We start from the raw sequence: 17,976 nt of genomic DNA, 5'->3' as shown, positions 1-17,976 counted from the left end.
TTCAGTGTAGCGCTGCCTGTGGGGCTTGCCAAGCGGAGGGCAGGGTGGCGGTGTTAGGCCCCGCCACTGGCCCACCTGTTCAGGCCAGTGCCTGACGCAGCCGGGCCCCCGCGCGCTGTACAGCCACGTCCGCGGAGGCCGCTATTCCATGCAGATGGATGCAGGCATGGATCATCCCGGGCAACCGCTCCAGCGTGCACGCCACGTTCGCAGACTGCAGGCGCGCCGCGTAGTGCTCGGCCTCATCACGCAGCGGGTCGTGCTCGCAGCTGAGCACGGAAGCCGGTGCCAGGCCGGACAGGTCCGTTGCGTGGGCCGGCGAAGCGAGTGCAGGCGGCGGATCCATGTCACCCAGATAAGCCTGCCAGCAGCGCTGCATCAGTTCGGCGCTGAGGTAGTAGCCGCTGGCGTACTCGCGGTAGGAATCGCTGCCCATGCCGGCATCCAGCGCGGGGTACAGCAGCAACTGGTGGCGCGGCTGCGGCAGGCCGAGATCACGCAGCAGCAGGCAGCAGGCGGCAGCGAGATTGCCACCGGCACTGTCGCCCCCGATCGCCAGTCGTTGCGGGTCCAGGCCCAGGCCTGCGGCGTTGATCTGCAGCCACTGCCAGGCGTCAGCGACATCATGCAGCGGCACCGGGAACGGATGCTCCGGGGCCAGCCGGTAGCCGACCGCCACCACAACGCAACCACTGGCATTGGCCATCGCGCGGCAGGGACCGTCATAGACTGCCAGCGAACACTGGAACCAGCCGCCGCCATGCGCGAACAACAGGGCCGGCGCCGGTCCGTCAGGCAGCCCTTCGGGGGTATACAGGCGCACTTCCAGCGCCTGCCCGTCACGTGCGACCACGCTGTGTTCGATCACGTGTGCGACCGGCTGCACTGCACCCTGCAGCTGCGGCAGCGCGGTCTCGCTTATCGCGCGCAGTTCGCGCAGGTCCTCCGGTAGCGGATGTGCGGCGACCGCATCGACGAACTGCTGCAGTGTGGGTTCAAGCGGCATGACGCGCCTCCAGCAGGAACGGCAGCAGCTGTTCCAGGAACGCCTGCGGTGCTTCCTCCATGATGAAGTGGCCACAGCCCGGCACGATGCTGCCACGCAGGTCATCGGCGTGTGGTTGCAGGGTCAGCATCGGTGCATCGGCGGTGGCATGCTCGGCGCCGATCGCCAGCACCGGCATGGCCAGGCGGCGTTGCGCACGCAGCTGGTTCTGGCGGATCGTTTCCGGAATCGCTCGGTACCAGGCGAAGCCGGCGCGCAGTGCACCGGGCCGACTGTAAGCGGCAATGTAGGTATCGGCGGCAACAGCATCACGGCGGTATGACCAGCGGTCGAACATGAATTCCAGATAGGCGCGCTCGCGTCCGGTGATCAGTGCTTCCGGCAGGTCGGTCACCTGGTTGAACATGAAGTGCCAGAGGAAGATGTTGTCGGCCGGCGCAGCGAAGATGCCCGGCTCCGGCGCCAGCCCGGGGATGACCGCTTCGGTGACGGCCAGCTGCTGCACGGCCTGTGGTTGGTCGCTGGCCAGCGCATAGGCGATCCACATGCCGATGTCGTGGCCGACCACCTGGTAGCGTTCGTGACCCAGCGCCTGCATGGTCTGGTGCAGCACTGCGGCGGCACTGCCTGTGTCGTAGCCATGCACGGGGCGATCGGATTCTCCAATGCCAGGCGGATCGACCGCGATGGCCTCGAAACCGGCGGCTGCCAGCGCATGCAGCACATGGCGCCAGGCATACCAGGTCTGCGGCCAGCCAGGGATCAGCAGTACGGGCTGGCCGCTGCCTGCCGACACGCAATGCACGCGCTGGCCGTCGATACGCAGGTAGTGATGGCGCAGGGCATCGTCGCCGGCAGTGCCAGCGGAAGAAAGGGTGTTCATGGGGGTTGCTCCGTTGGGGCTCAGGCGATGCCGAGCATCTGCTGCATCTGTGCGGTGCTGATCGGCGCGCCGGCGAAGTCGTCGAAGATCTTGTCGGTGACCGGAATGATGTGGTCGCGGATGAAAGCGGCACCTTCGCGTGCACCGGCTTCCTGGTCCTTCAGGCAGCACTCCCATTCCAGCGTCGCCCAACCCTGGTAGTCGTACTGGGCCAGCTTGGAGAAGATCGACTTGAAGTCGACCTGGCCATCGCCCAGCGAGCGGAAACGGCCCGCCCGCTCGGTCCAGTCGGCGTAACCGCCGTAGATGCCCTGGCGCCCGCTGGGGCGGAATTCCGCGTCCTTGACATGGAACATGCGGATCAGTGGGTGGTAGATGTCCAGGTACTGCAGGTAGTCCAGCTGCTGTAGCACGAAGTGGCTGGGATCGAACAGGATGCGGCAGCGTTCATGCTGGCCGACACGCTCGAAGAAGCGCTCGAAGCTGGTGCCATCGTGCAGGTCTTCGCTGGGATGGATCTCGTAGCAGAGGTTGATGCCGTTGTCCTCGCAGGTATCGAGGATCGGCCGCCAGCGACGTGCCAGTTCATCGAAGGCTGCATCGATCAGGCCCGGCGGACGCTGCGGGAACGGGAACAGGTAGGGCCAGGCGAACGAGCCGGAGAAGGTGCCCATGTCCTGCAGGCCCAAGCGGCGCGACGCGCGGGCGGCCAGGTGCAGCTGCTGCTGTGCCCACTCGGTACGCGCCTGCGGATTGCCACGCAGCGCTTCGGGGGCGAAGCCGTCGCAGAGTTCATCGTAGGCCGGATGCACAGCCACCAGCTGGCCGAGGATGTGGGTGGTCAGTTCGCTGACCTGCAGGCCGTGCTCGGCCAGCGTGCCGCGGAGGTCGTCGCAGTAGTCCTGGCTGTCGGCGGCGGTGGACAGGTCGAACAGGCGTGCATCCCAGGCCGGAATCTGCAGCGCTTTGAAACCGTGGCCGGCCGCCCACGCGGCAATGCCGGCAAGCGAGTTGAACGGGGCCTGGTCGCCGGCGAACTGCGCCAGGTGCAGGCTGGGGCCCTTGAGGGTCTGCATGTGCTGCTCCAATTGTTGGTCGATCAACAAAGAATGGGCGCGACCATCGATGCGGTCAACACCCGCGTTACACTGCGCGCCTCAGAACGGCAGGCAGGCAGATGGCAGGGCGACCGCGCGAATTCGACAGGGACCAGGCATTGCGCAAGGCGATGCTGCTGTTCTGGCAGCACGGCTATGAAGGCACCTCGATGTCAGCGCTGGTGGAAGCGCTGGGCATTGCATCGGCGCGCATCTATGCCGCGTTCGGCAGCAAGGAGCAGTTGTTCCGCGAAGCCGTTGCGCTGTACGAGGACGGCGAGGGCGGTTTCGCGCCACGCGCGCTGGAACAGGCATCGTTGCGCGAGGCGATTGGCAGCATGCTGCGCGATGCGGTGCTGACCTACACCCGCCGTGGCCGACCGCATGGCTGCCTGGTGGTGTCCTCGGCCAGCAGCGTGTCGCCCGATGGCGAGGGCGTACGGGACTGGTTGGCCAGCCATCGCCGCCAGCGCACCGCGGCGATCATCGCGCGCCTGCAGCAGGCGCAGGCCGCCGGCGAACTTCCTGCCGGGGTCGCGGTGCAGGCGCTGGGCGACCATTTTGCCACCGTGCTGCACGGCATTTCGGTGCAGGCCCGTGACGGCATCAGCCGTGAGCGGCTGCTGGCGATGGTCGACGTGGCATTGATGACTCTCAATTCGGGGTCAGATCCTTTTTCCTGAGGAAAACGGATCTGACCCCAGGTAATGCGCTGGGCCCGCGAAGTGCCGGGTGACTGTGCCGAAACCGCTTGTTTCGCCGGGTTTGGGTGCTGCGCAACGAAATCGTAACAATTTGGGGGATAATGGCGGCTTGCGCAGTTATCCTCCATTTTGCCGCCCGGCTCGCGCAGGCCGCACGGACGCCTCCTCAGAGCATTTCATGCCCTCCCATTCCGATTCCCGCCGCCTGTCGGGTATGTCGTCTTCCTTTGTTTCCTTCCGCCGCCATCCGCTGGCCCTGGCCTGTGCCGGCCTGGCCCTGGTCGGCAGCTTCGGCGCCGCCGCACAGGACAGCGCGCCGACCCCGACCGGCCTGGACACGATCACCGTGACCGCCGAACACCGTGAGCAGAACCTGCAGGAAGTGCCGGTCTCGGTGGGCGTGGTGCAGGGCGAGCGCATGCGCGACTTCACCGCCGGCGGCGACGACACCCTGCTGGCGCTGTCCGGCCGCGTGCCGAGCCTGTATGCGGAAACCACCACCGGTCGCATCTTCCCGCGCTTCTACATCCGTGGCCTGGGCAACATCGACTTCTACCTCGGTGCCTCGCAGCCGGTGTCGATCATCCAGGACGACGTGGTGCTGGAACACGTGGTGCTGAAGTCCAACCCGGTCTATGACGTGGACCAGGTGGAAGTGCTGCGCGGCCCGCAGGGCTCGCTGTTCGGCCGCAACACCACCGCCGGCATCATCAAGTTCGACACCCTGAAGCCGACCCAGGACTACACCGGCCGCGTCAGCGCCAGCTACGCGTCCTACAACAGCGTGTCGATCGACGGCGGCTTCGGTGGCCCGATCAACGACATCGCCTCGTTCCGTGTGTCGGCCCTGTACCAGCACCGCGACGATTACGTCGACAACACCTACAAGGGCCCGAGCGCCGACGGCACGGTCAGCCCGAAGAAGAACGCCATGGGCGGCTTCGATGACCGCAACGTGCGCGCCCAGCTGCTGCTGACCCCGAGCGACCAGTTCTCGATCCTGGCCTCGGCCCACGCCCGTGATTACGAAGGCACCTCGACCCTGTTCCTGCGCGGTGCGCTGACCAAGGGCTCGAACAAGACCGACGTGCCGCGCGACAAGGTCGCCTACGACGAAGCCGGCAACAACCCGCAGGCGTACAAGACCTATGGCGGTTCGGTGAAGGCGCGTTATGACTTCGGCGCGATCGACTTCACTTCGATCACCGCCTACGAAACCACCTCCGGTTACAGCCGTGGCGACACCGACGGCGGCGCCGCGGTGAACTTCCCGGTCAACGGCGTGCCGAACGGCTACGGCCAGTCGATGGGCCGCATCCGTGATCTGGACCAGTGGACCCAGGAATTCCGCCTGGCCAGCCATGACGACAGCGCCCTGCAGTGGCAGGCCGGTGCGTTCTACTTCAACGGCAGCGACACCACCGACTTCTACCAGCGCGCCTGGTTCCTGCAGGGCGCGGCCCGCAACCCGAACAACTGGGTGCGCCTGCGTAACAAGAACACCTCGTGGGCCGGTTTCGGCCAGCTGAGCTACGCCTTCACCGACAAGTTCACCGTCACCGCCGGCCTGCGCCAGACCAAGGACGAGAAGCACACCCGCCTGCTGAAGACCGCGGACACCGCTGCCGGCGTGGTCACCTACAAGGGCCGCACCGACGTCAAGATGTCTGACACCACGCCGAGCTGGGATCTGAGCGCGATGTATCAGATCACGCCGGACGTGAGCGTCTACGCCAAGGTCGCCCGCGGCTTCCGCGGCCCGACCATCCAGGGCCGTTCGGCGGTGTTCAATGCCGACTTCACCACCGCCGATTCCGAGACGATCCTGTCCTGGGAAGCGGGCGTGAAGAGCAGCCTGTGGGACAACCGCCTGCGCCTGAACGCCACCGCGTTCACCTACACCGTCAATGACATCCAGCTCAACGGCAACGATTCGGACGGCAACGGCGTGCTGTTCAACGCCGACAAGGCCAAGGCCTACGGGTTCGAAGCGGACATGGAGCTGCGTCCGATCCCGAACCTGACCCTGAGCGCCGGCCTGAGCCTGCTGCACAGCGAGATCAAGGACAAGCGCGTGTACGCGCAGGTCTGCGGCCTCAACGGCCAGGTGGTCTGCACCGTCGGCGACCCGACCATCAAGGTCGGCGCCAACACCTTCGCGCAGATCGATGGCAACCCGCTGCCGAACGCGCCGAAGTACAACGTCAACCTGGCCGCCCGCTACGACTTCCCGGTCAGCGACGCAGGCACGATGTTCGTCTCCACCGACTGGAACAAGCAGGGTTACACCAGCTTCGTGCTGTACGACAGCAAGGAATTCAACTCCAAGGGTGACTTCGAAGGCGGCCTGAAGATCGGCTACTCCGGCAATTACGGTGCCTACGAAGTGGCGCTGTTCGCGCGCAACATCACCAACGAGAAGAACCTCAAGGGTGTGATCGAGAACTACATGGCTGCGGTCTACAACGAGCCGCGCACCGTGGGTGTTTCGCTGAACATGAACTGGTAACGCGCTGTCGCGGTGGCGGGCACTGTCCCGCCATCGCATCGACGGAATGCAAAGGGCGGCCCGGTGATCCGGGCCGCCCTTTTCGTTGCTCAATCGGAATCGGCCCCATCATCCCCGGGTGTCCCGCCATGGACCCGATAGCCGGCAGCACGCAGATGCTCCGGCCAGGGCGGCGTGGCCATTTCTTCCAATGCCATCGACAAGCGCGAGGCAAGATGCAGGGGCGCCGCCTCCAGCCAGTCAAGGTAGGCATCGCTGCGGATGATGGCGCGCAGTGCGGCGGCGTCATGCCATTGCGATGCCGGCAGCAGGGTGAAGCCGGTCACCTCGAACAGGCGCTGGCGTTGGCGTGCAGCCATGTGCAGCGGGAACGCGAGCAGCAGGTCCGGCTGGTAGGCCGGTGTGCTGTGGCCGTAGCGCCACGCGCTGATTTCGGCGCGATCGATGCCGGGTACAGCGCCTTCCAGTGCCAGTCCACCGCCGGCTTCGAAGTAGCCATGCATCAGGGCATGCGGATGCAGCGCAGGTTCGAGCGCGTCCTGCTCGCTGGCATCGGCATCCTGTTCGATCAGTGCGGCTGACAGTGCCAGGTAGTGGACCGAGCGGGAAAGATCCAGCCCGCTGGCCAGTACGGTGTAGGCATTGAGCAGGCTGCCGTGATCGATGCAGGGGTTCTGCTGGGCATCATCGGCGACCTGTTGTGCCAGCGCGATGTAGCGCTCTGCGCCGTCCGGGTCCTTGAACAGCACGCGATAACGTTGTGGATCGCGCAGCACCTCGATGGCGGCTTGCAGATCGTCCCGCGCAAGGGCTTCGCTGATGGACTCGGGCGTCTGTGCCACGGCAACTCCGGATGAGGGTGGGCAGGAGGGCGCTGCAATGCTGCTGGACGCCAGCATCAGCAGCGAGGCTGTCATCCACCGTGATGTGCTGGATTGGAGCCACGCAGGCATGCAGCAACGTCCTTGTCGATCATCGGCAGGGCCGCCCTGCCGGGCGGCCGATGCGGTTGGTTTTCTTATGCGGGCAGCAGTGCCTGCAGCCGCGATTCCAGTTCCTGCTGGCGCCAGCCGGCCAGTGCGGCGGGCCATTGGCGACGCTCCAGATAGCTTTCGAGGTGCTTGCGCGAGGCAAGGATGCCATCGGGCAGGCCCAGCTCTCGGCTGCGTTCGGCCACCGCATCCTGCAGCTTCTTCAGCGCCTGCTTGTTGCTGTCGTTGGCCGGCAGCGCCAGCGGCGCTTCGGCTTCGTCGGCGAGCGGTGTGTCCAGCGCCTGCCACACCGCAGCGGCGAGCTTGCGCGGTGCCTTGGGGAACTGCTCGAACAGCTTGGCCAGCGCGTCGGCGTCGGCCGGTGGCGTACGCGCCAGGGTCGCCGCCAGTTCGTTGTCCAGGATCCAGCTGCGCGGGCGGTCGCTGCTGCGTGCCTGCACATCGCGCCAGCGCAGCAGGCGCAGCAGGCGGCGCTGCGCGGCGGCATCAAGGAACTGCGCCGAGCGCATCGACAGGTGCGGCCAGCGGTCCTCGTCATTGGCGACGCTGGCCAGCAGACGCTCACCGTCGTCATGCAGCCACTGCTGGCGGCCGAGCGCCTGCAGCTTGGCATCGATGGCGTCATGCATCGCGAACAGATGCTCAACGTCGTCGGCGGCGTACTGCAGCTGCGACTCCGACAGCGGCCGGCGCATCCAGTCAGAGCGGGTCTCGCCCTTGGCCAATGCCACGCCGGTGATCTCCGCCACCAGCTTCTGGTAGCCCATGCCGCCGCCGATGCCGGCCAGTGACGCGCCGATCTGGGTGTCGAACAGCGGTCGTGGCAGCACGCCGCAGGCCCACTTGAAGGCGACCAGGTCTTCGCTGGCGCTGTGCATCACCTTGATGATCGATTCATCGGCCAGCCACGGCGCCAGCGCCTCGGTCATGCCGGGAATCAGCGGGTCGATCAGCAGGATGTCCTGGCCGACCGCCATCTGCACCAGCGCCAGCTGCGGCCAGAAGGTGCGTTCACGAATGAATTCGGTGTCCAGGCCGATGCGGGAGGGGCGCTGCTGGAAGTACGCATCCAGCTCGGTGGGGGTGGTGATCCAGGTTGCCACGGGTCAGGGCCTACTACTCGGGTTTGCTCAGGGAGGGGAGAATAGCCTAACGTCGGTCCGCGTCCGTGCCGAAGGAGATCCCGCTTGCGTTTTCCGCTGTCGTCCGTGCTGTGCACCGCCCTGGCCGTGGCCCTGGCCGGTTGCACGCCGTCGCCCCCCGCGACGGCGGACCGGGCGGCAGCCGATGACGTGCGTCCGGGCGCGGACAAGGGCGCCGATGACAGCCCGCAGCCGGCCTTGGGCAGTGTGACCATCGCCGGTGAGGATGCCGCCGAGGATGTACAGCAGTGGACGCCGCCGCGCGTGGACCGCCAGGGCCGCAGCCTGGCCCAGTTGCGCCGCGCCGCCACGCAGGCGTACGCCGATGGCCGCCTGTACGAGGATGCAGACGCGGCCATCCCGCTGTGGCTGGCGGTCCAGGAAGAAGACCCGGATGACCGCCAGGCGCGGCTGGGCCTGCAGCGCGCGCGCCAGCGCCTGCAGCAGCAGGCCGATGCGCTGCTGGTACGGCCGCTGAAGCAGCGCGAAGCACTGGCAGAGGCCAGCCGACAGGCACTGGTGCTGCTGACCCTGGCGCCCAAGGACGAGACCGTGCGGGCGCTGCAGGGCCGGGTGGAGAACGCGCAGCGGGTGGTGGCCTACAACCGTGCCGGCGAAGAGGACCTGCGCGCCGACCGGATTGGCGAGGACGGCGACGGTGCGATCGGCAATTTCCGCGAGGCGCTGGCGCTGGATGAACAAAACAGCCGGGCGCACCAGGGCCTGGCAGCGGCCGAGAGCGGGCTGATCCGGCGTGCCGAGGAGGCCGCGCGTGCGCGTGATTTCGCCAGTGCCGGCAGCTGGTTGGCCGAGGCCAGCAAGGTCCGCGACTCGTCGCCGACCATTGCCGATGCATTCGAGCGCATCGAGCAGATCCGGGCGACCGTATTGCTGCAGCTGCGCGACGACGGCCTGCGGGACCTGGCCACGCCGCAGGGCTTGAAGCCGGCGCGCGAGAAGCTGGGCGAAGCCCTGCGCATCGCCCTGCCGGGTGACCCGGTGGTCGCCCAGCTGCGAGAGCGCATCGACCTGGCCACGCACTACGGTAGCTTCCGCCCGGGCCAGGTGTTCAGCGACGCCATGCGCGATGGCGGACGCGGGCCGCAGATGGTGGTGGTGCCGCATGGCGGTTTCCAGATGGGCGCCGGCGATGCCGAGCCGGGTTCAAGCGATGCCGAGCGACCATCGCATTACGTGCGTTTCGATCGTGGCTTCGCGATGGCGATCACCGAGGTCACGGTTGGCGATTTCGAGCGCTACGTGAAGGCGACCAATGCGCGGCCACGTGCGAGCCGTCGCGGTCATTCGGTGGTCTATGACGAACGTAGCGGCAACTTCATCCGCCGCAGCGGCGTGGACTGGCGCTCGGATTACGACGGTGGCCGCGCGATGGGCAATGCCCCGGTGATGCATGTCAGCGTGCGGGACGCCGAGAACTATGCGGTCTGGTTGTCCGAGCAGACCGGTCGCAGCTATCGGTTGCCCAGTGAGGCTGAGTTCGAGTACGCGCTGCGTGGCGGCAGCAGTGGCCGCTATCCGTGGGGCGATGCCGGCATACCGCCGCCGGGCAGTGGCAACTTCACCGGCAGCAAGGATGTGTCGCCCTCCGGGCGGCACTGGCACAACGCCTTCGTCGGTTATGGCGACGGCTGGTGGGGGCCGGCACCGGTGGCCAGCTTCCGGGCCAATGCGTACGGCCTGCACGACATGGGCGGCAACCTCAGCGAGTGGGTGGCCGATTGCTGGCACGCCAGCTACCGGCGTGCGCCCTCCGATGGCGCGGCCTGGTTCAACCCGGGCTGCCGGGCACGGGTGATCCGTGGTGGCAACTGGGCCAACGCGCCCGAGCAGACCCGCGCGGCCTGGCGGCAATCACAGGACTCGGACACCACCAACGCGCGCATCGGCTTCCGCCTGGTGCGCGGCATCTGATCGGCGTCCGGCTTCACCCGCTACGGGCATCGGCGCACTAAGATTGCGCCGTACCCGCCAGCCGGCGGGGCTGCTGGAAGATCTCCCGATGAGCAACGATCCCTTCTCCCGCTCGCAGCAGGGCCCGCAGCGACGCGGCCTGTTCGGCAACATCCGGTGGTGGGTGCTGCTGCTGGCCGCCGGCTACGCCGCGTTCTACTGGTTCTCCAACCGCACGGTCGACCCCTACACCGGCGAGAAGGTGATGATCGACAGCAGCCTGGATGCGCGCCAGGAGACCGCACTGGGGCTGCAGGCCTACCAGCAGATCCTGTCGCAGGAACGGCCGATGGACCCGAATGCGCCGATCGCACGCGACGTGCGCGACATCGCCCAGCGCCTGATCGCCAAGGTGGACGTGGTGGAGACCGCGCTGGCGCAGGAGCACGGCGTGCAGCCGGCGCATTTCGCGCGTGATTTCCAGTGGGAAGTGAACGTGATCCCGTCCGAGCAGGCCAATGCGTTCTGCCTGCCTGGCGGCAAGATGGCGGTCTACACCGGCCTGGTGCCGGTGGCACGCACCCGCGATGCGATGGCAGTGGTGATGGGCCATGAAATCGCCCATGCGCTGCTGCGCCATGGTGCGCAGCGCATGGCCCAGCAGAAGCTGACCCAGATCGGGCAGGTGGCTGGCGCTGCCAGCGGCATGGACGCGCAGCAGCAACAGATGATGATGTCGGCGATGGGCTACGGTTACCTGCTGCCCTACGCGCGCAGCCACGAGACCCAGGCGGATGAGGTGGGGCTGATGCTGGCGGCGGCGGCCTGCTTCGATCCACGCGAGGCGGTGCCGCTGTGGCAGCGCATGGGCCAGGCCAGCGGTGGCCAGGCACCACCGGAATTCTCCTCGACCCATCCCAACCCGGGTACCCGCATCCAGAACCTGCAGGCGCTGATGCCGAAGGCGCTCGAGTACCGGCAGAAGTTCTGCGAGCAGGCAAAGTAAAGGGGTGTTCGGCAGGGCTGCGCCCTGCACCTGCTACAAGCCAGAGCAACAGCAACAGCAACAGCAACAGCAACGGCAACAGCAACAGCAACAGCAACAGCAACAGCAACAGCAACAGCGTGCATTCCGTGGGATGGCGGGGTGGGTCCGGTTGCGGGAGACGCCGTAAACCCATCCATGGGGGCTTGGCCGCGGCATCCATGCCGCGGACACTCCCGCAACCGGACCCACCCCGCCTTCGACAGATTTCTGCTGCTGTTGGCAGGTGTCGACCTTGGTCGACACGGTAGATCCACGCCATGCGTGGATGCCTGTCGATCTCAACTCGAAATATTCGATTTCGATGGAGATTCATCCACGCGTGGCGTGGATCTACCGACCGTCACCGGGAAACTGTCGAGGGTGGGTGGTGTGGCTGTGCAGGACCGTTGGCGCCATGGATGGCGCCATCGAGCCCCCATGGATGGGTTTACGGCGTGTCCTGCACAGCCACACCGCCCCGCCATCCCACGGAATACCAGCTTTGGCTGTTGCTTCGGCTGTTGCTGCTGCTTGAACGCTTCGGCAGGTGCAGGGCGCAGCCCTGCCGAACAACCCTTTACTTGACCTGCACGTCGATCACGCCGTCGCCGACGCGAGCCTGCAGGGCGTCACCCGGCTGCACCTGGTCGACCTGCCGTACCAGTGTGCCGTCATCGCTGCGGGTCAGGATGCTGTAGCCACGCGCCACGGTCGCCAGCGGGCTGACCGCTTCCAGCGAACGCGCCAGCCCGCGCAGGCGCAGTGCATCGCGTTCCAGCAGGCGCTGCATCGCAATCTGCGGGCGCCCGCGCAGGGCAGCCAGGCGGCGCTGCATCGCGTCGAGCTGGCGCTGCGGATGGTGCCCGCGCAGGATCGCAGCCGCATGCCGCAGGCGCGCAGCACGGCGCTCCTGCTGCTGGTTGAAGGCAGCGTGCAGGCGCCGCCCCAGATCCAGCTGGCGGCGGCGCAGCAGATCCAGCCGGGCCTGCGGGCTCTGGGCGTTCAGACGCAGCAGGGCGCGGTCGGCGCGCTGCATGGCCTGCTGCATCGTATGCCGTTGCAGCTGCACCATGCGCGCGGCATTGCGGCGCAGGCGCAGCGCCAGTTCGCGCTGGTCCGGCACCAGCAGCTCGGCGGCGACCGACGGCGTGGGTGCGCGTAGGTCGGCGGCGAAATCGCTGAGGCTGAAGTCGGTTTCGTGGCCCACTGCCGACACCACCGGGGTGCGGCTGGCGGCGATCGCACGGGCCAGCGCTTCATCGTTGAACGCCCACAGGTCTTCCAGCGATCCACCACCGCGGGTCAGCAGGATCACGTCGTAGCGGCCGCTGGCATCGGCGGCCTGCAGCAGGCGGGTGATCTGCGCCGCGGCACTGTTGCCCTGGACCAGGGTCGGCAGCAGGTCCACTTCCAGCAGCGGGAAACGGCGGCCGAGCACGCTCAGCACGTCGCGCACGGCAGCGCCAGTGGGCGAGGTGATCACCGCCAGGCGCTGCACGTGCGCCGGCATCGGGCGCTTGCGCGCCGGATCGAACAGGCCTTCGGCTTCAAGCCGTGCCTTCAGCTCCTCGAAGGCGCGGCGCAGTGCGCCTTCGCCGGCTTCTTCCATGTGGTCCAGCACCATCTGGTACTCGCCACGGGCGTCGTACAGCGTCACCTTGCCGCGCACCAGCACGCGCATGCCTTCGCGCGGCACGAACTTCAGGTACTGCGCCTTCATCCGGAACATCGCCGCGCGCAGCTGCGCACGTGCGTCCTTCAGGGTGAAATACAGGTGCCCGGAGGAAGGCCGCGCCACGCTGCCCAGTTCGGCCTCGACCCAGATCGCCGGGAAGCTGCCTTCCAGCAGGTCGCGGGCCAGGGTGTTGAGTTGGCTGGGGGTAAGGATGTCGTTGTTGCGTGGCTGCATGGGTACGGCGTGCGGCGGGTGGAACGGGTGCTCAGGATCGCACGTCAGCGGGCGCCGTGCTGGGCCAGTGCCCACTGCACGTGTTCACGCACCAGCGGCGAGGGATCATCGACGCGGGTATGCAACGCGGCCAACGCCTCGGCCGAGGCCGGTGCGTTGCCCAGCGCCACGGCGATGTTGCGCAGCCAGCGTTCATGGCCGCTGCGGCGGATCGGGCTGCCTTCGGTGCGGCGCAGGAATTCTGCTTCGTCCCAGGCGAACAGCTGGTCCAGGCGCGCGGTATCGAGGTTGTTGCGTGCACGGAAGTCGGCTTCGTCGGTGCGCTTGGCGAACTTGTTCCAGGGGCAGACCAGCTGGCAGTCATCGCAGCCGTAGATGCGGTTGCCGATCAGCGGCCGCATGTCTTCGGGGATGGCGCCATCGTGTTCGATGGTCAGGTAGGAGATACAGCGCCGCGCGTCCAGCCGCTGCGGGCCGGTGATGGCCTGGGTCGGGCAGACATCGATGCAGCGCGTGCAGGTACCGCAGTGTGCTGTGGCCGCTGCATCGATCGGCAGCGGGATATCGATGTAGATCTCGCCGATGAAGAACCAGGAGCCGCCGTGGCGGTCGATCAGGCAGGTGTGCTTGCCGATCCAGCCGAGCCCGGCGTTGCGCGCCAGTGCGCGTTCCAGCACCGGTGCCGAATCGACGAATACGCGGTAGCCCAGCGGTGCCACTTCATCGTTGATCTGCGTGGCCAGCTTCTGCAGGCGGTTGCGCATCAGCTTGTGGTAGTCGCGGCCCAGCGCGTAACGGGCCACGTAGGCGCGGCCGGGATCGGCCAGGGTTGCCCAGGCTTCGGTGTCGTCCTTGTGGCTGTAATCCATGCCTAGCGAGATCACCCGCACGGTGCCGGGCAGCAGCTCGGCCGGGCGTGCGCGCAGGGTGCCGTGGCGCGCCATCCAGTCCATCGTGCCGTACAGGCCCTGGCCCAGCCAGTCGGCCAGATGCGCTTCATCCTCGCCCAGTTCGATGCCGGCAATGCCGCAGCGCTGGAAGCCATGCGCACGGGCCAGTTCACGGATGCGCTGCACGGCCTGGGCCGGATCGACAGGGGCGGGGACGGGGGACATGTGCACCAGTATAAAATCCCTGCATGGCCAACCTTGCCGATCTGTTCGATTCCGCTGCCGCGCGTGCGCTCGATGCGCAGGCCTCGGCACTGGCTGCCGATGGCGGCTGGGACCTGATGGCGCAGGCCGGCCAGGCGGCCTGGCAGTGCCTGCTGCAGCGCTGGCCGCAGGCGCAACGGATCGGCGTGGTGGTCGGCGCGGGCAACAACGGCGGCGATGGCTACGTGCTGGCCAGCCATGCGCTGCAGGCCGGGCGGCCGCTGAAGGTGATCAGCTTGCCGGGCAAACTGCCGTCGACCGCACTGGCGCGGCGTGCGGCATCGGACTTCGCCCGCGCGGGGGGCACTGTTACCGAATTCGACGGCACGCTGCCCGAGGCCGACATCTGGGTCGATGGCCTGTTCGGGCTGGGCTTCGACCGCGCGCCGGAGGGCGCGGCGCAGGCCATGATTGTCGCGCTCAACGCGCAGGTGGCACCGGTGTTGGCGCTGGACGTCCCCAGTGGCGTCGATGCCGACCGCGGCGCCGTACCCGGCGAGGCGGTCAGGGCCGCGCTGACCCTGCAGTTCATCGTGGCGCATCGCGGCCTGTATACCGGTGACGCGCTGGATCATTGCGGACAGAAGCAGCTGGCGCCGCTGCAACTGCCAACGGCGGCATGGCTGGGCGTGGCGCCAGCGGCGGAGCACTGGACGCAGCCGCGCTTGCCGGCCCTGCTGCGGCCGCGCCGTGCCAATACCCACAAGGGTGAATCCGGCCATGTGCTGTGCGTGGGCGGCAACCACGGCAGCGGCGGCGCCATCGCGATGGCCGCCGAAGCGGCGCTGCGGGCAGGCGCGGGCCTGCTCAGCCTCGGCACCCGCCGCGACCACGTTGGCCCGTTGCTGGCTCGGCTGCCCGAGGCCATGACCCATGCACTGGAAGATGGTGACGCACTGCCGGCGCTGCTGGACAAGGCCAGGGTGGTGGCGATCGGGCCCGGGCTGGGCCAGGACGAGTGGGCACGTGCATTGTTTGCGCGGGTGCTGGCATGCGGCAAGCCGCTGGTGATCGATGCCGATGCCCTGAACCTGCTGGCGCAGGACCCGCGCGCATTGCCCGAAGCCATTCTCACGCCGCACCCGGGCGAGGCTGCGCGTCTGCTCGGCTGCAGCACGTCTGACATCCAGGCCGACCGCTTCACCAGCGCACAGGCACTGGCCGAACGTTTCCACGCGGTGGTGGTGCTGAAAGGGGCCGGCAGCATCGTGGCCGCCCCTGGACACGGGCCACGACTGATTGCCGCCGGCAATCCCGGCATGGCTGTGGGTGGCATGGGGGACCTGCTGACCGGCATCATCGCCAGCCTGCGCGCGCAGGGCCTGAGCGCCTTCGACGCCGCCGCCACTGGCGCGCTGCTGCATGCGCTCGCCGGCGATATCGCTGCCGCCGACGGTGCGCGCGGCCTGCTTCCTACTGATCTGCTGTCGCCGCTGCGGCGACTGGCCAACCCGGAACTCTCTCGATGATCGATTTCTTCCTTGCCGACAGCGATGCCACCGAACTGCTCGGGCAGTGGCTGGCCGCCACCCGACCGCCGCAGGCGCTGGTCGAACTGCGCGGCGACCTGGGCGCCGGCAAATCCACCACCGCCCGCGCACTGCTGCGCGCACTGGGCGTGCAGGGGGCGATCCGCAGCCCGACCTACACCCTGGTCGAGCGCTATCCGCTGGCCAGCGGTGGCGAGGCCTGGCATCTGGACCTGTACCGGATCGGCCAGGCCGGCGAGCTCGATTTTCTCGGGCTGGACGAGGGCAGTGCAGTGCTGTGGCTGGTGGAATGGCCCGAGCGTGGCGCTGGCGCGCTGCCGCCGACTGACCTGGTGGTGGCGCTGGAGATCGAGGGGCAGGGGCGTCGCGTCCGTCTCACTGGAGCCAGCGACGCCGGACATGAATGGCTGAAACGGCTCCCCCAAGGGGGCGACTTGCAGGCCATTTCTGTCGGCTGACGAGAACAAACACCGGCAGGTTACGGATTATTAAGGAAAAAGGTGTTGCATTCCGTTCAGCGCGGTGATTGAATCCTGAGCCATGCGCCTGGGGAACCGTCTCATTGCCATCTGTGCCGCCGTCGGACTGAGTCTGGCGAGCGTCAGTGCGTGGGCCGGCGAAGTCCGCCAGGTCCTGCTGAACACGGGCGCCACCGGCACCCGCGCCGAAATCTCGCTGGTTGGCAGCGGCGGCTACAAGACCTTGTCGCTGGTGGGGCCGAATCGGCTGGTGGTCGATTTCCCGGACTCCAGCGCCATCCGCAACCTGAAGATGCCGGCTGCGCAGGGCGTGGTCACGGCGGTGCGTACCGGACAGCCGGTGCCGGGTACCTTCCGTGTCGTTTTCGACCTCGCTGAATCGGTGGCGCCGTTCCGCCCGCAGATGCAGCGCGAGGGCAATGAATCCAAGCTGGTGATCGAATGGCCGGGCGATGGCCCCGCCGTGGCCGCCAGCCGTCCGGCGGCGACGCCGACCGTGCCGCCGCAGCAGGCACCGGTTGCCGCACCGGCGCCGACGCCGGCCGAAAGCGCGCAGTCGCGTTCAGACGCCGCGCATGCCACGGCGCTGCTGACCGCACAGGTGCAGCAGCAGGCCAGCGCTGCCGCTGCCGCACCGGCTACGCCGACGCCGGCACCGTCCACCGCGCCGGCCCAGGTCGCCGCCGCCGGCACCACCGCCAGCAGCATGCCTTCTTCCTCGCCGGCCGCGATCCTTGCCGGCCAGCGCACCGCTGCGGTAGTGACCAATCCGCCGGCTACGGCCCCCGCGCCGGTATCGACGACGGTTGTGCCGCCGCGCCCGGTCATGCCCAGCGATGCCTCGCGCATCCGCATGCAGGCTGGCATGCGCCACCTGGTGGTGGCCATTGATCCGGGCCATGGCGGCCAGGATCCAGGCGCGATCGGCCCGACCGGCAAGCGCGAGAAGGACGTCACCCTGGCCGTGGCGCGTGAGCTGGCCCGCCAGGTCAACGCGACGCCGGGCCTGAAGGCTTACCTGACCCGCGACAGCGACGTGTTCATTCCGCTGCCGATGCGTGCGCAGAAGGCGCGTGCGAACAAGGCCGACATCTTCATCTCGATCCACGCCGACGCTGCCGAGAACCGTTCGGCCACCGGTTCGTCGGTGTACGTGCTGTCGACCAAGGGCGCCTCCTCGCAGCGCGCCCGCTGGCTGGCGGACAAGGAAAATGCCGCCGACCTGGTTGGCGGCGTGCGCCTACAGCAGACCGAAGGCACCCTGGCCAACGTGCTGCTGGACCTGGCCCAGAGCGGCTACATGAAGGCGTCCGAGGACGCGGCCGGCCACGTGCTGGGCGGGCTGAAGCGGATCGGCAACAACCACAAGCCGAACATCGAGCGCGCCAACTTCGCGGTGCTGCGTACTTCGGACATGCCGGCGATGCTGGTGGAAACCGCGTTCATCTCCAATCCGGATGAAGAGCGCCGCCTGATCGACCCGGCCTACCAGCGCAAGATCGCCGGTGCGGTGCTCGATGGCGTGCACACCTTCTTCAGCCGGCAGCCGCCGCCGGGCACGCTCTACGCGGCCCGCGCCCAGGCCGAGATCGACGCCGCCGGCACCATGGCTGGCGGCAGCAAGTAACCCGCGCAGCGGGTTACGGTAGCGCCGGGCCACGCCCGGCGGATGG

Annotated in this window: 14 protein-coding genes; 7 read left to right on the top strand and 7 right to left on the bottom strand. The window is 67.9% G+C overall.

The genetic code is table 11. From position 1 onward, the window contains the following. Positions 1-79 precede the first annotated feature (79 nt). Genes AC0Z6F_RS10130 through AC0Z6F_RS10120 form a run of 3 tightly spaced genes read right to left on the bottom strand, consistent with a single transcriptional unit; the run spans position 80 to position 2,965 of the window. Positions 80-1,006, bottom strand: a complete 927-nt coding sequence (locus AC0Z6F_RS10130; protein ID WP_485617154.1) for an alpha/beta hydrolase — start codon at positions 1,004-1,006, stop codon at positions 80-82. Further along, the gene (locus AC0Z6F_RS10125) at positions 996-1,889 is read right to left on the bottom strand and encodes an alpha/beta fold hydrolase (RefSeq protein ID WP_100435030.1); all 894 of its coding nucleotides are present in this window, start codon (positions 1,887-1,889) and stop codon (positions 996-998) included. Before AC0Z6F_RS10125 ends, AC0Z6F_RS10130 begins: the two co-directional genes overlap by 11 nt. A 20-nt stretch (positions 1,890-1,909) precedes the next feature. Beyond that, entirely contained in the window at positions 1,910-2,965 is a 1,056-nt protein-coding gene (locus AC0Z6F_RS10120; protein ID WP_485617155.1) for a sugar phosphate isomerase/epimerase family protein, read from the bottom strand. A 101-nt stretch (positions 2,966-3,066) separates the two neighbouring features. Between AC0Z6F_RS10120 and AC0Z6F_RS10115 the strand changes: the two genes are divergently transcribed. Both AC0Z6F_RS10115 and AC0Z6F_RS10110 read left to right on the top strand, forming a co-directional pair. After that, positions 3,067-3,669, top strand: coding sequence for a TetR/AcrR family transcriptional regulator (locus AC0Z6F_RS10115; protein WP_448123243.1), 603 nt, complete (start codon positions 3,067-3,069; stop codon positions 3,667-3,669). Between the two features lie 199 nt (positions 3,670-3,868). Next, positions 3,869-6,199, top strand: coding sequence for a TonB-dependent receptor (locus AC0Z6F_RS10110; protein ID WP_253144719.1), 2,331 nt, complete (start codon positions 3,869-3,871; stop codon positions 6,197-6,199). 89 nt (positions 6,200-6,288) lie between these two features. On the opposite strand, the gene AC0Z6F_RS10105 is transcribed toward AC0Z6F_RS10110, so the two are convergent. After that, entirely contained in the window at positions 6,289-7,041 is a 753-nt protein-coding gene (locus AC0Z6F_RS10105; RefSeq protein WP_485617156.1) for a hypothetical protein, read from the bottom strand. A 176-nt stretch (positions 7,042-7,217) separates the two neighbouring features. Then, positions 7,218-8,294: a ribonuclease D gene (gene rnd / locus AC0Z6F_RS10100; protein ID WP_065724306.1), complete on the bottom strand. Its 1,077-nt coding sequence runs from the start codon at positions 8,292-8,294 to the stop codon at positions 7,218-7,220. 84 nt (positions 8,295-8,378) lie between these two features. On the opposite strand from rnd, the gene AC0Z6F_RS10095 reads away from it, so the two are divergent. After that, the gene (locus AC0Z6F_RS10095) at positions 8,379-10,265 is read left to right on the top strand and encodes an SUMF1/EgtB/PvdO family nonheme iron enzyme (RefSeq protein ID WP_485617157.1); all 1,887 of its coding nucleotides are present in this window, start codon (positions 8,379-8,381) and stop codon (positions 10,263-10,265) included. An 88-nt stretch (positions 10,266-10,353) separates the two neighbouring features. Then, a complete protein-coding gene (locus AC0Z6F_RS10090) occupies positions 10,354-11,250 on the top strand; it encodes a M48 family metallopeptidase (RefSeq protein WP_065724304.1) in 897 nt (298 codons plus the stop codon). Positions 11,251-11,848: 598 nt separating this feature from the next. Here AC0Z6F_RS10090 and xseA read toward each other — a convergent pair. Together xseA and queG are read right to left on the bottom strand one after the other, a co-directional pair. After that, complete coding sequence (xseA, locus tag AC0Z6F_RS10085) at positions 11,849-13,180, bottom strand: exodeoxyribonuclease VII large subunit (RefSeq protein ID WP_485617158.1); 1,332 nt, start codon at positions 13,178-13,180, stop codon at positions 11,849-11,851. 44 nt (positions 13,181-13,224) lie between these two features. Then, the gene (queG, locus tag AC0Z6F_RS10080) at positions 13,225-14,295 is read right to left on the bottom strand and encodes a tRNA epoxyqueuosine(34) reductase QueG (RefSeq protein WP_012511661.1); all 1,071 of its coding nucleotides are present in this window, start codon (positions 14,293-14,295) and stop codon (positions 13,225-13,227) included. 23 nt (positions 14,296-14,318) lie between these two features. On the opposite strand from queG, the gene AC0Z6F_RS10075 reads away from it, so the two are divergent. The 3 genes from AC0Z6F_RS10075 (at position 14,319) to AC0Z6F_RS10065 (ending at position 17,930) form a co-directional block, all read left to right on the top strand. Continuing rightward, positions 14,319-15,803 (top strand): bifunctional ADP-dependent NAD(P)H-hydrate dehydratase/NAD(P)H-hydrate epimerase, encoded by a 1,485-nt coding sequence (locus AC0Z6F_RS10075; protein WP_012511660.1) that lies wholly within the window; start codon positions 14,319-14,321, stop codon positions 15,801-15,803. Beyond that, the gene (tsaE, locus tag AC0Z6F_RS10070; protein WP_197585187.1) at positions 15,800-16,282 is read left to right on the top strand and encodes a tRNA (adenosine(37)-N6)-threonylcarbamoyltransferase complex ATPase subunit type 1 TsaE; all 483 of its coding nucleotides are present in this window, start codon (positions 15,800-15,802) and stop codon (positions 16,280-16,282) included. The genes AC0Z6F_RS10075 and tsaE overlap by 4 nt, the downstream gene beginning before the upstream one ends. Before the next feature lie 82 nt (positions 16,283-16,364). Further along, entirely contained in the window at positions 16,365-17,930 is a 1,566-nt protein-coding gene (locus AC0Z6F_RS10065) for an N-acetylmuramoyl-L-alanine amidase (protein WP_485617159.1), read from the top strand. Positions 17,931-17,976 lie beyond the last annotated feature (46 nt).

Source organism: Stenotrophomonas sp. 1L-E-5-B-C3, from assembly GCF_057292075.1.
This window is presented reverse-complemented; position numbering and strand designations above follow the sequence as displayed.